General features: G+C 39.6%; 9 protein-coding genes. 8 read left to right on the forward strand and 1 reads right to left on the reverse strand.

The features are described 5' to 3' along the window. The 6 genes from ABI125_02500 to ABI125_02525 all read left to right on the forward strand — a co-directional run bounded on the left by ABI125_02500 (position 1) and on the right by ABI125_02525 (position 8,682). Positions 1-1,278 (forward strand): peptidoglycan DD-metalloendopeptidase family protein, encoded by a 1,278-nt coding sequence (locus ABI125_02500; GenBank protein XCF06739.1) that lies wholly within the window; start codon positions 1-3, stop codon positions 1,276-1,278. A 2-nt stretch (positions 1,279-1,280) separates the two neighbouring features. Next, a complete protein-coding gene (gene pgi, locus ABI125_02505) occupies positions 1,281-2,900 on the forward strand; it encodes a glucose-6-phosphate isomerase (protein ID XCF06740.1) in 1,620 nt (539 codons plus the stop codon). Positions 2,901-3,059: 159 nt separating this feature from the next. Beyond that, the gene (locus ABI125_02510) at positions 3,060-5,597 is read left to right on the forward strand and encodes a carboxypeptidase-like regulatory domain-containing protein (protein XCF06741.1); all 2,538 of its coding nucleotides are present in this window, start codon (positions 3,060-3,062) and stop codon (positions 5,595-5,597) included. A gap of 11 nt (positions 5,598-5,608) precedes the next feature. Next, positions 5,609-6,724 (forward strand): hypothetical protein, encoded by a 1,116-nt coding sequence (locus ABI125_02515; protein XCF06742.1) that lies wholly within the window; start codon positions 5,609-5,611, stop codon positions 6,722-6,724. 72 nt (positions 6,725-6,796) lie between these two features. Beyond that, complete coding sequence (locus ABI125_02520; protein XCF06743.1) at positions 6,797-8,146, forward strand: endonuclease; 1,350 nt, start codon at positions 6,797-6,799, stop codon at positions 8,144-8,146. A gap of 95 nt (positions 8,147-8,241) precedes the next feature. Next, positions 8,242-8,682 carry a hypothetical protein gene (locus ABI125_02525; GenBank protein ID XCF06744.1) on the forward strand — a complete coding sequence of 147 codons (441 nt, stop codon included), beginning with the start codon at positions 8,242-8,244 and terminating at the stop codon, positions 8,680-8,682. 58 nt (positions 8,683-8,740) lie between these two features. On the opposite strand, the gene ABI125_02530 is transcribed toward ABI125_02525, so the two are convergent. Further along, positions 8,741-9,802 (reverse strand): endonuclease/exonuclease/phosphatase family protein, encoded by a 1,062-nt coding sequence (locus ABI125_02530; protein ID XCF06745.1) that lies wholly within the window; start codon positions 9,800-9,802, stop codon positions 8,741-8,743. A gap of 108 nt (positions 9,803-9,910) precedes the next feature. On the opposite strand from ABI125_02530, the gene ABI125_02535 reads away from it, so the two are divergent. After that, complete coding sequence (locus tag ABI125_02535) at positions 9,911-12,712, forward strand: TonB-dependent receptor (GenBank protein XCF06746.1); 2,802 nt, start codon at positions 9,911-9,913, stop codon at positions 12,710-12,712. Positions 12,713-12,905: 193 nt separating this feature from the next. After that, positions 12,906-14,342, forward strand: a complete 1,437-nt coding sequence (locus ABI125_02540; protein XCF06747.1) for a DUF5689 domain-containing protein — start codon at positions 12,906-12,908, stop codon at positions 14,340-14,342. Positions 14,343-14,356: the final 14 nt, after the last annotated feature.

Genomic DNA, 14,356 nt, shown 5'->3' on the forward strand with positions numbered 1-14,356 from the left:
ATGCTATTAGCGTTTGCAGCAATTTTTGTGGGCTGTAAAGAAGAAGAAAAAGCGCTAGTTGAAACACCAGAAGAAATTGTAGAAGAAGAAGTTGAAGAAATCACCGAATTTGGTTTTAAACTCGACGACTTCATTGTAAAGAGAGATACGGTAAGACCGGGAGAAAGCTTTGGAGAAATTTTGGAACGGAACAATGTGGGCTATCCCAAAATTTTCCATATAGCCGAAAAAACAAAAGAAGTTTACAATATAGCTCGGTTTTTTCAAAGAGGTAAGCCTTATGCGATTTTGTGCGCCAAAGATTCCCTTGAAACCCCTCAAAGTTTTATTTATCAACCCAGTTTAGAAGAATATGTGGTAATCAATTTTGCCGATTCTATTCACGCTTATGCCGATAGAAAACCCATTAAATACGTCGAAAAAACGGTTACGGGCGTAATTAACAGTAGTATTTCAGTAACCTTGGATGAGCAAGGTGTAAGTCCGGTTTTGACTAATAAACTGGCCGATGAAATTTATGCTTGGACTATCGATTTTAGGCGCTTGCAACCAGGCGATCGCTTTAAAGTTATTTATACGGATAAATATATAGACGATAGTATTTATACTGGGGTACACAATGTAAAGGCTGCTTATTTTGAGCATAACACTGAACCTTTTTACGCCTTCAGGTTTATGACCGATAGTGTAAAAGGCATTGTAGATTATTTTAACGAAGATGCGAAAAACTTACGCCGGGCCTTTTTAAAAGCACCGGTTAAGTTCAGTAGAATTTCATCGCGTTACAACTTGAAGCGCCGTATTGCAGTTTATGGATTTAAGGTGCGTCCGCACAAAGGTACAGATTTTGCCGCACCCATTGGAACACCTATTATGGCAACGGCAAATGGAACGGTTACAAAATCTGAACGTAGAGGGGGCAATGGTAATTACGTGAAAATCCGCCATAATGCCACTTACGAAACGCAATACCTTCACATGAGCCGAAGAAAGGCCAAAGTGGGCGATTTTGTAAAACAGGGCGATGTTATCGGCTGGGTTGGCATGACGGGAAATACTGGCGGGCCACACGTGTGTTACCGTTTTTGGGTGAATGGCAAACAAGTAGATCCGTTTAAGCAAAAACTGCCCGAAGCAAAACCCATTTCAGACAGCTTAAAAGTAAAATATTTAGATTTTATTGCTCCTGTTAAGTACCAATTGGACAATCTGTATTTTAAACCAGAAATAAAAGAGGAAAAACCAAAACAACCCATAATCACTCAAGCAAATTCATAATTATGGCATTACCAACTATCAACCCAACAACAACCGAAGCTTGGAAAAAATTGCAAGCACATTTTGAAGACGCTAAAGGGCTTCACATGAAAGATTTATTCGCAAAAGAGGCCAATCGTGCGAACAATTTTACCATTAAATGGGATGACTTTTATGTGGATTATTCAAAAAATAGAATCACCGATGAAACACTGAAGCTTTTACTGGAATTGGCAGAAGAGGTAAAGTTGAAAGAAGCCATAAAAAGCCAGTTTTCAGGGGAAACCATAAATAAAACTGAAGGACGAGCGGTATTGCACACGGCACTTAGAGCGCCTAAAACGGCTAATTTTAAGGTGGATGGCGAAGACGTCATGCCTGAAATTTATCAAGTAAAGGAAAAGATTAAAGGCTTTACAAACGAGGTAGTAAACGGCGAACGAAAAGGCCATACCGGAAAAGCGTTTACCGATGTAGTGAACATAGGCATTGGCGGATCCGATCTGGGGCCAGCAATGGTGATTGATGCCTTGCAATATTATAAAAATGATTTAAATACGCATTTTGTTAGTAATGTAGATGGCGACCACGTAAACGAAGTCATCAAAAAACTAAATCCCGAAACCACGTTGTTTGTTATTGTTTCAAAAACGTTTACAACACAGGAAACGCTTTCAAACGCTAATACGATAAAAGATTGGTTTTTAAAATCAACTTCAGAGGAAGCTATTGCAAAACATTTCGTGGCGGTATCAACCAACATTAAAAACGTAAAGGCATTTGGTATAGACGAGAATAATATTTTCCCGATGTGGGACTGGGTTGGTGGCCGTTTTTCACTTTGGAGTGCCGTGGGTTTAAGCATTAGTTTAGCCGTTGGTTACGATAATTTCAACAGTTTGTTGAATGGTGCCCATAAAATGGACGAGCATTTTAAAAATGAAGATTTTGCTGGAAATATTCCTGTTATATTAGCTTTAATTAGTGTTTGGTACAATAACTTTTTTAAGGCCGAAAGCGAAGCCATTATTCCATACTCGCAATACTTAAACCAGTTTGCTACTTATTTACAGCAGGGTATCATGGAAAGTAACGGTAAGAGTGTTGACCGAAACGGAAAGCCCATCGATTACCAAACGGGAACCATTATTTGGGGCGAGCCAGGTACCAATGCGCAACATGCATTTTTTCAATTGATACACCAAGGCACAAAATTAATTCCGGCCGATTTCATTGGTTTTGCCGAGTCGTTGCACGGTAATCAAGACCATCAAGATAAATTGATGTCTAACTTTTTGGCACAGACCGAAGCACTGTTAAATGGAAAGACCGAAAAGCAGGTTATTGCAGAAAGTACGCAGTCTAACGTCATAGCTTTCAAAGTGTTTGAAGGAAATAAACCAACAAATACCATTTTTATTAACAAATTGACTCCCGAAAGTTTAGGGAAACTAATAGCCATGTACGAACATAAAATATTTGTGCAGGGTGTTATTTGGAATATTTTCAGTTATGATCAATTTGGGGTAGAATTAGGGAAACAACTAGCAAACAAAATTTTACAGGAATTTAACGATAGCGCAACAAACCCGCACGATTCGTCAACCCAAAATTTATTGAATTATTATAAGCAAAAGCGGTAATTTTTAGATAAAAAAAACGAAAAAACCCTAAAACGGTGTGAATATTTTAAATATTTACACCGTTTTTTTATACACAAATTTAAAGTTTGTTAACAATATCATAATCTTATTACATTGATATTGCGTATTTTTGCCCCGACTAATTTCAAATAATTAATTATGAAAAAAACTACGCATTTTTTAATGTACGCTGTAGTGTTATTGTTTTCTACAGTTTTAATGGCGCAAAGTACCGTGTCGGGTACCATTGTTGAAGCGGGAACCAATATCCCACTTCCTGGAGCCAATGTTATTGAGAAAGGGACTTCAAATGGTGTGACGACCGATTTTGATGGTAACTTTAAACTTTCAACGCAGGCTTCTTCAGGAGAGGTTGTTATCAGTTTTATTGGTTACAATACAAAAACCATCGCGTTTTCTGGAGATGTAGCTCTAGGAAACGTAGTGCTGGAATCTAGCCAAGTGGGCTTGGAAGAGGTTCAAATTATTGCTTCGGTAGCTGTTGACAGGAAAACACCTGTGGCGGTTTCAACAATAAAAGCGGCCGACATTTCATTAAAACTGAGTACTCAGGAATTCCCTGAAATTTTAAAATCTACGCCGGGTGTTTATGCTACCAGAGCCGGTGGTGGTTATGGTGATGGTAGAGTTAACTTAAGAGGTTTTAGCTCTGAAAACGTTGCTGTGATGATTAACGGTGTGCCTGTTAACGATATGGAAAATGGTGTGGTTTATTGGTCCAACTGGGCCGGGCTTGGTGACGTAACTTCAACCATGCAGGTTCAAAGAGGTCTTGGGGCTTCTAAAGTAGCTGTTCCATCAGTAGGGGGAACCATAAATATTATCACTAAAAGTACCGATGCAGAGCAAGGCGGTAATGTGTTTTCATCAATAGGAAATGATGGTTACTTTAAATATGGAATGACTTATTCCACAGGATTATCAGATAAAGGTTTTGCAGCTACTGTTAGTGCCTCACAGATTTCAGGTGATGGTTATGTAGATGGCACAGAGTTTTCTGGTTATAATTATTTTATAAGTTTGGCTCAGCAGTTAAACGATGCTCACAGATTGACTTTTACAGCTTTTGGAGCACAACAGGAGCACGGACAACGTTTTAACCGCTCAACTATTGCAGAATTACAGCAAACCGATTCTGGCCCACAAAAAGCAAACAAAGATTGGGGGATAAAAAATGGTGAGGTTTACCACCAGTCCTTCAACTTTTACCATAAACCGCAAATATCTTTAAACCACTTATGGAATATCGATGATAGTTCGGTATTATCTACTGCCTTATATGCTTCGTTTGGTTCTGGTGGCGGGCGTAGAGATGAGGGCTCTAAAATAGGTTCTGGTGAATACAGATTAGGGCCAACAGGATTACAGCCTATCGATTTTGATAGAATTATGGAAGAGAATAGAGCCAATGGTGTAGAGGGATCTACCGATATTATTTCTTCTTCAAGAAACTCGCACGAGTGGTACGGGCTTTTATCTACTTACAAGAATACCATTAACGATAAATTAGTAATATCTGGTGGACTAGATGCCCGCTATTACATTGGTTCGCATTGGTACGAAGTTGATGATTTACTTGGAGGTCAATTCTTTTTAGATAACGAGTCTGATACATTTGCCTTTGGAAAGCCTTTAACAGTTGGAGATAGATACAACAAAGATTACGACGGGATTGTGTTGAGGTCTGGTTTGTTTGGGCAAGCAGAGTATCAAATAAACGATTCTTTCAATGTGTTTATGGCTGCCGATATTTCTAATACAAACTATCAGCAAAAAGAATATATGAACAGCGAGATTGTTGGTAGCAGAGCTTCTGATAAGGTAAACTTTGTTGGTTTTGGCGTTAAAGGTGGTGGTAACTACAATATCGATATGAATCACAACGTGTTTGTTAATGTTGGGTATTTCTCTAAAGCACCTTTCTTAGATTCAGTATTTTTAGATGAAGACGGTATTGAGGCCAATGAAGAAGCTGTTAACGAAAAAGTATTCAGTGCAGAAATTGGTTATGGTTACAGAAGCGAAAAGTTAAGCGCTAATGTTAACATTTATCACACGAATTGGTTAGATAAGGCAGATGCCGGGTCTGTACCTGCAGCCAACAACGAAGTACTTTTTTATAACTTGTTAGGTATTGATGCCTTACATCAAGGTGTTGAGGTAGATTTTAGATATAAAGCTACAAACAAGTTAACAGTAACAGGTATGGCCTCTTTAGGTAACTGGAAATGGAAGAGCGATGTTACTTCTATAATTAGAGATCAAGCAGGAAACGAACTGGACGTTATTGAGGTTTATGCAGACGGCCTAAAAGTTGGTGATGCTGCACAAACCACTTTTGCTTTGGGTGCAGATTATAAATTAGCTCCAAAATCAAACGTTTATGTTGATTACAACTTTGCAGGAGATAACTATGCATCTTACGATGTAACTAACAGAGGAAGCGCTGATTTGCCAAACGTATGGAAGTTGCCAGATTTTGGTTTGTTTGATGTTGGTTTGCGTCACACATTTGATATGGGACCATTTGAAGCCACATTAAACGGAAAGATTAACAACGTATTTAATACAGAGTATATCTCTGATGCGAATGATATAGATGGAACTTCAACGGCTGCTCAAGTTTACTATGGTGCTGGCAGAACGTACAGCGTAGGATTAAGAGTTCAATTTTAAAAAAAACGAAAATGAAAAAAATAATATATACTTGCACTATTTTATTAGCAGCAATTATTGTTGGGTGTAACCCACTTGAAGACATTCATAATGAAGTTAATGAAAATAACGAGTTGGTCGTTTCTGGAGATGTTGTATTAACATTGAGTGATGACGATTACGAAGATTTAGATTTAGGATACGGAAACTTTAGCTCTGAAGAAGATGCGAAAGCATTATTGCCCGATTTTTTGAGCGATAAATATCCAGCATTAGGTAAAGGGTCTTCTGCTATAGTAACGTATAAACTTTACAATCCTGTTGATACTTACGAAGCAGAGGTTTACGAACTTTCAGATGAAGAGCATAACGCTATTACAGGTGAAACTTATGGTAATTTTGATGAAAGTGGACATATTTATCAATATTTGAATGCTACTTACCCAGATGCTGAAGATGGTGATTTTGTATCTTTAAGATACCGTTTCTATGCTGGAGGTGAATCTACATTAACCGATGGTTTTGCCTACGAAGATGGTGAGTGGATTAAATTTACAGGTTTTACTGAAGACCAATACGAAGCTATGGGAGAAGGTTTTCCAAACTTCACAAGTGAAGATGAAGCCAACCAAAAAATTCCAATTGCACTTTTAGATGTTTATAAATACAACCCCAAAAGTGCTGGAGATATTGTGTTGTCAATGTACGAACTTTACGTTGGTGGAGGTGTAACAGAGAGTTATACCGCAGCCTATGTTTTCGACGGAATCTCGTTCGCTCCATACGAAAATGAAGCTAATATAACCCTTCAGTTTGGTCATGACGGAACCATTTGGGTGCCAGATAATACCATTAAATACACATTGGTGCCAGCCGATTATACAGCAATTGTAGAGGCTTTAAAAGATACTTATCCAGCAGCTACAGGAAGTATGGAAAACTATGGTAATTTTGAAAGAAGACCAGGTAATGCTGCTGAGTGGACGCCAGAAATGATCGCTGAAGCTATGGATGTTGTTTTAAGTAAACTAGATCCTTCAGCAGAAGACGGCCAAAAATATGTAGTGACTTACGATATTTATAACGGGTCAAGCGGTACAGAAGATATCGCTGTTATTAAAACAAACGGGGTATGGGTTTTACAATAATCCTCAATCCTTAAATTATATAAAACCTCTTACCCTTAAATCGGTAAGGGGTTTTTTTAACAAAATTATTTTATGAAAAAAATAGTAGTAATGTTCTGGGTAATGGTTTTTGCCGCTTGCAGTAGCTCAAGTAATGACGATACGCCAATTCCGGAACCAAAACCCAACGAGGTGCCAGTTGCGGTTAACGATGCTGCAACAACTACCGAAGATAAAAAAGTTGATATAAAAGGGATTTTAGGTAACGATACCGTGGTAGACAATGCCCGTATATCCTCATTTGATGCTACAAGTACGCAAGGAGGAACTATTGAGGATAACCGTGACGGTTCGTATGCTTATACACCACCAGAAGGGTTTGTGGGCGAAGACTCATTTACATATACGCTATGCGACCGTGATGATGAACCAGATTGTTCTACCGCTACGGTAACCATCACTGTAACCGACGAGGGAAATCCAGTGGCAGTGAATGATAATGTAATGGCGCTCTACAATAGTACCAGACAAATAATGGGTTTAACCGAAAACGACGATACTATTGACGATGCAAAAATTACTTCCGTAGACGGAACATCATCTTCCGGAACAGTGGTTTTAAATACCGATGGCACGGTAAGCTATACCCCGCAAACGGATTTTTTAGGCGACGATACCTTTACTTACACCATTTGTGATGACGATAGTCCTGAGCCATCTTGCTCCACCGCTACCGTAACGGTAACTGTAATCCAAGCCATTAATTTCAATATTCCTGCGCAGTTGCAGGAGTATTACGAAGGCGTGATTTTTTCAGAAGACAAAGATTTAACTTTTAAAGAATTAGAAAGTCTCACTGTTACAAAGCATACCACTATTTTGTCGTATTCACAGCGTCATAATTATTTATATAATGCCGATGCCGATTTGGGTAATTCAGACAATGTTATTTTAATGTACTCTGGTGAAAGTAGATATTGGCAAGAATACACTTCGGGCAACAATTCGTACACCCCGCAAACTTTTAATACCGAGCATATTTATCCGCAATCGATGTTAGCATCAGATGATGCTGTTACCGACCTGCATCATTTGCGGTCGTGCGATGCCGACGTGAATAGCCTAAGGTTAAACTATCCGTTTGCAGATGGGAATGGTGCTTATCAGTTAATAGGTGAGACATGGTACCCCGGAGACCAATGGAAAGGAGATGTGGCCAGAATGGTACTCTATTTAAATATTCGTTATGGTGAAACGTTTGATAAAGTAGGAGGGATAGAACTGTTTTTAAAATGGAATGCTGAAGATCCCGTTTCTCCTTTTGAAGAACAACGAAATGATGTGATTTACGCCGCTCAAGGAAACAGAAATCCTTTTGTAGACAACCCTTACCTGGTCAATTTGGTTTGGGGCGGTGTTGAAGCCGAAAATAAATGGCTTTAAGACAAAATTATAGAGAGAAAAACCGCTTCAAAACGAAGCGGTTTTTTTAGCTTTTAATTGTTACATTTGTAATCATTTTAACTAAAAATATTTCTATGTACGAAGTTGTTCTATCATTACATTCCTATTGGGCTTATTTAGTATTGCTAGTTTTAGTAATCGCCACGTTTAACGCCATTATTAAAACCTTTGGAGACAAGGAATACGAAGCCAACGATTTTAGAAAGTCGTTGTTTACCTTAATTGTTTCGCACATTCAATTGTTAATAGGTTTGGTGCTGTATTTTGTGTCGCCACGTTTGCAATTGTTCAGTGAATTGGGCATGGGTGGTGTAATGAAAGACGCCGTAAACCGTTTGTATTTGGTAGAGCATCCATTTATTAATATTGTTGCGGTTGCCTTGATAACTATCGGTTATTCTAAGCACAAAAAGAAACTCACCTCAAAAGCCAAATTAAAAACCGTTGCTATTTTTTACAGTATAGCCTTGGTATTCTTACTATCAAGAATTCCTTGGAGTGCTTGGTTGGGCTAGAATACTTTTAATAATATATAAAAGGCCTGATAGGATTTAAAAACTTATCAGGTCTTTTTTATTGCTCCTTTATCAGAAACACATAAACCGGAAAATGGTCGCTAAAGCCATTGCTAAAACCGCCATCGCTCCAACTTCTAAAGGGGTAGCCCTTGTATGGGCCATCATTCTGAATTAAATAATTTTTGTTGAAAATGCTGGCTTTATATAGTCTCAAGGTCGAGTAGTCTTTTTCCAGAAAGGGTTTAGTCAACATAATTTGGTCGAACAAGCTCCAGTTGTCACGATATGCTGTAGTGCCCAATCCGTTTTTATAAAAATCCATATACGGATTGTAAATTCCTTTTAAACCCACTTTACTGGGTTTGTTTTTCGCTTTTAAAACGCTTTTTATGCTTTTGTTGTTGGGGTTGTCGTTCAAATCGCCCATCGATAAAATTTTGGCATAAGGGTCAATCACTTGTAGCGAATCGATTAGATATTTGTTCAGTTTAGCTGCAGCCATACGTTTATACTCACTTTTAGCCTCACCACCTCGCCGAGATGGCCAGTGGTTTACTATAATGTGAATTTGCTCACCTTCCAACAAGCCGCTCACCAAAAGTTGGTCGCGGGTATAGTCCCTTTTTTGAGTGTCGTTGTCATAAAGTTTCAGTTCATGCGTGCTGGTATGTGTTGGCGTAAAAGCCTTTTTTTGGTACAATAAAGCCACATCAATTCCTCGGATATCGGGCGCATCAAAATGGATGATGCCGTAATCGTTACCAACCAAAAGGGAGTCGTTTACCAAATCCTCCAAAACCGTTTTGTTTTCCACTTCGCAAACCCCGATAATACTGGGGGCATTCCCAGTAACATCGCGGCCAATGTCTGCCAACACTCGGGCCATATTCTTAATTTTTTGCTGATAAGCGTTCTGTTTGTTCGTTTTTAACTCCATTATGGGGCTGTACTCGTCAAACTTTTTGGGATTGTTAATGGTGTCGAACAAATTTTCCAGATTGTAAAAAGCTACCGTATGGATTTTATATTTTTTTTCTTGCGTGTAAATATTGGTGAAGAAACCTATAAACGTCACTAAAAGGCTGATTTTTATTAATCTAAATCGAGTGTTTTTCATAATGTTTTTGAAAACAAATCTTAAGCCAAATTTACATGTTTATTATAAATGTTGTAAATTTCTTCACAAAGTGTTTCTTTTTTTCATCTTTTTTGCCTGGATTTTATAATGAATAGAACATTACTTTTTTTCCTGTTTAGCCTGTTCTCAATCCCTGTTTTTTCACAGCAAACATTAATTAAAGGTAGTGTTAAAGATGCACTTTCGTATGAGGCAATTGAAGGCGTTACCGTTACCATTGAGGAGATCGAACAGTTCGTTCTCACAAATGTTTTGGGCGAATTTATATTTCAAGACAATGTGCCTTTGGGCGAGCAGGTATTGCGTATTTCCAAAACAGGCTATCTCACCAATCGCTATCCCATTGTGGTGAATGAAGGCGAAACCGTGAATATTTCCGATATGATTTTGGAACGGAACACGGCCTACGCAGCCGATTTGTTCACCATAACATTGTCAGACGACGAACTGAATGACGATACCAGCGGCGCCGATAATATCTCAGGGCTTCTGGCTTCTTCGCTCGATGTCTTCCAACGTACCGCAGCATTTGAGTTTAGTTCGTCGTTTTTCAGAATGCGCGGACTTGATTCCAACAACGGTACACTGCTTATCAACGGCATTGAAATGAACAAAACCTACAACGGCCGTCCGCAATGGAGCAATTGGGGCGGCATCAACGATGTGCTCCGCAATCAGGAATTGGCATTGGGACTCATGCCTTCAAGCTATACCTTTGGCGGTGTTTTGGGGGCGACAAACATCAATGTTCGGGCATCGCAGGCACGACCGGGCGGGCGCATCACCTATTCCTCTTCCAATCGCAGTTACACCAACCGCCTTATGGCTACTTACGCTTCAGGCATGCTCAAAAACAATTGGGCTTACACCGTGTCGTTGGGTCGGCGCTGGGGCAACGAAGGCTATCAGGATGGCACGCTGTATAGTGCCAATTCTTTTTTCGCTTCCGCGGAAAAGAAAATCAACAACAGCCACAGTTTGAACTTCACGGCCATTTACACCCCAAACCGACGCGGAAAATCATCGCCCAACACCCAAGAAATTTACAATTTAAAAAGTATAAAATACAACGAATATTGGGGCTGGCAGAATGGAGAAAAACGGAATTCGCGAATCAAGGACATCAACGAACCGATTGTGATGCTGAACTACTATTGGAAGGTGAATCCGAAAACGAATTTAAATACCAATGTAGCCTATCAATTCGGAAAAATGGGTAATAGTCGGCTAGATTACAACGGCACCGATTTGGTGGATGGTTTTCCGCAGGGTGGCGGTGCCAACCCGAGCCCAGCCTATTATCAAAAATTGCCTAGCTATTTCGAACGTAATTTCCCGAACGATTTACAGTTTGCCTACGGCGCATTGAAGGCGTTTCAAAATGACGGGCAAATTGATTGGAGCAGCATGTACGAAGCGAACATCACTAACAGTCAAAATGGAAGAAACGCCATTTATGCGTTGTACGAAGACCGCGTGGACGACAAACAATTCACAATCAATTCTATTTTAACAAAAAATATTAGCGACCACATCATTTTCAATGCTGGAGTGAATTATAAAAACTTAAAATCTGAAAATTTCGCCGAGGTTTTAGATTTGTTGGGGGCTTCAACATATCTCGATATTGATGGTTTTGCCACTGAAATTAATGAATCCCAAAACGATTTGCAAAACCCCAACCGACTGGTTTCCGAAGGCGAAAAATTCAAATACCATTACAACATTTTCGCTAACGAAATTAATGCCTTTGCACAAGCACAATTCACTTATAAAAAAATTGATTTTTATGGTGCGTTAAGTTTAAAAAATACGCAGTACCAGCGCGAAGGGCTTTACAAAAATGGCGGTTTCCCCGATAGTTCCTTTGGAAAAGGGGAAAAACAAAATTTTACAGGGTTTGGTGCAAAAGGCGGATTTACGTATAAACTTTCGGGAAAGCATGTGTTCAATGTTAATACCGGGTATTTGTCGCGACCGCCATCCATTCAAAATACCTTTTCAAATTCCCGTGAAAACCATAACGTAGTACCCAATATTTCCGAAGAAAAAATCATGTCGGTTGACGGCAGTTACATCTTCCGTTCCCCAATTGTAAAAGCCAAACTCACGGGCTATTTCACCAAAATTTCAGATGCCAGTGAAATATCCTTCTATTTTGCAGATGGTATTGGAGGCGATAATGCCGTGTTTGTACAAGAGATTTTGCAGGGCATCGAGAAAGAACATTTCGGAACGGAATTGGGTGTTGAAGCTCAAGTCACTTCAACCATAAAACTGAAAGGCGCGGCAGCCGTTGGGCAGTTTACTTATGATAACAACCCGAATTTATACCTCTCGACCGAGCCGGACGACGAAGCTCTCGAAGCGGGTTTTGTGGATGGCTTTAAAGATTTCGAAACATCGAACTTAAAGAATTACCGACTCGCATCGGGGCCGCAAAATGCCTATTCGGTGGGTTTTGAGTACCGCGACCCCGATTATTGGTGGTTTGGAGCTACCGCTAATTTTTTCAGTAATACCTTTATTGACGTGAGTCCGTTAACGCGTTCGTCCAATTTCAATACCGATTTTGATGGCAATGCATTTAACGATTACGACGAAGCATTAGCAAAGGAACTACTGAAACAAGAGCGTTTTGATGATTATATGGTGATGAATTTGGTGGGCGGCAAATCGTGGAAAATCGGGCAATATTATGTAGGCCTTTTTGCCAGTGTGAACAATCTTTTGGATGAAATTTATAAAACAGGTGGTTTTGAGCAAGGCAGAAACGCCAATTACCGTGAGTTGCGCGACGATAAAGCCTTGGCTACTCCCGTTTTCGGACCCAAATATTGGTATGGTCGCGGCACGACCTATTTTTTGAATTTGAACTTTAGGTTTTAGGTCGATAATCGACATTTGAAAAAAAGGAACTTGAAAATATGATATGAATATTAATTATAGTAGAGCCGTCATTCCGAACTTGTTTCGGAATCTCATAATTTTAATATTCATGTTCAAGTGAGAACCTGAAACGAGTTCAGGTTGACGAAAATTAAAACTATTATGAGCTTTTGATACTCAAAAAGACAATACAATGACAAAAATAAAATCAATTTTAGAGCTATTTGCAATTTTACTGCTTTTGGCATCCTGTGTTCAGGACGACGATTTTGGTTTGCCCGATATTTCAATTACTGAACCCGAAATTCCGCAAACGCAAATCACCACGTTTAAGGCTATAAAATCACTGTACGAGCAGGCGGTGAACAACGGCAATAGTTTGGCCGTTATCGATGACGAAACCGATTTGTATATTGAAGGCTATGTGGTATCGTCTGATAAAGCGGGGAACTTTTTCGAAGAGCTCATCATTCAAAATAAAGTCGATGGGAGCAGTCCCGATAACGACCCACGATTGGGATTTCGGGTAAGTATCAATGTGAGTAGCCTGTCGGATACCTATCAATTCGGGCAAAAAATATATGTAAAACTAAACGGATTGGCCATTGGTGAGGAAAATGGTGTGATAACCATAGGTAAGGAAGATGGGGTTAATGTGTCGCAAATTCAGGCAGCCGAGTATAAAAACATCATTTTAAGAAGTAACGATATTGCTGAAATTATCCCAAAAACCGTTGGGTTGGCCCATTTGAGCAGTTCCGATTTAAACACCCTAATCCAATTGGATAATATGCAACTCAATCGGTTTGAAATGGGAGCCACTTTTGCAAGTGAATCGTTCGATGAATTTGATGGTTTCCGGCTGTTGGAAAGTTGCGAATCGGGCATTTCCATTAGGATGCAAACCAGCACCTTTGCCGATTTCAAGTCTTTAATTGTGCCGCAAGGTAAAGGAAGTATTGCCGGAATTTTTAGTCGTGATTTTGGAGATGATTTTAATGTGTTGATTTTAAACAGTTCGGCCGATATCAATTTTGAAAGCGCAGAGCGTTGCGACCCCATGGAACTCACTTGTGGTATTGCTTCCACTTTAGGGACAAACAATTTGTTTTATGAGGATTTTGAGCCGCAACGCAACAACCGTCCCATAGAAATTGAGGGTTGGACCAACTATATTGAAGCGGGCACCGAGGCCTGGGAGGGGTATTCATCAAATTCGTCCAATGCCTCTTTGGGGCGCTCGGCGCGGTTTCAATCAGCCAGTTCGGGCGATGTGAGCAATATCGGTTGGCTCATTACCCCGGCCATTGATTTAGTTGCCTACCAAGGAGTAACCGTTAGGTTTAAAACCTCAAACAGTTTGGCCGATAGCAGTTATATGGAAGTGCTCTATTCGCAAGATTGGGATGGCAACGAAGCCACAATAACATTGGCCACTTGGGGAGTACTGGCAGATGCTTATGTGGTGAAAGATACCGATAGTTTTGCCGAATGGTTCAATTCCGGAACGGTAGATTTATCCTGCGCCTCAGGACCCATTTACATCGCCTTTAAATACACGGGCAGCGGACAAGATAGTTTTGATGGTGTTTACGAACTTGACGAAATTAGTGTAGATTATGTAGAATGAGTTCTTAAAAGAAT

The sequence above is a fragment of the Tamlana crocina genome (assembly GCA_040429635.1).
In the GTDB taxonomy this organism is placed as follows: domain Bacteria; phylum Bacteroidota; class Bacteroidia; order Flavobacteriales; family Flavobacteriaceae; genus Flavisericum; species Flavisericum crocinum.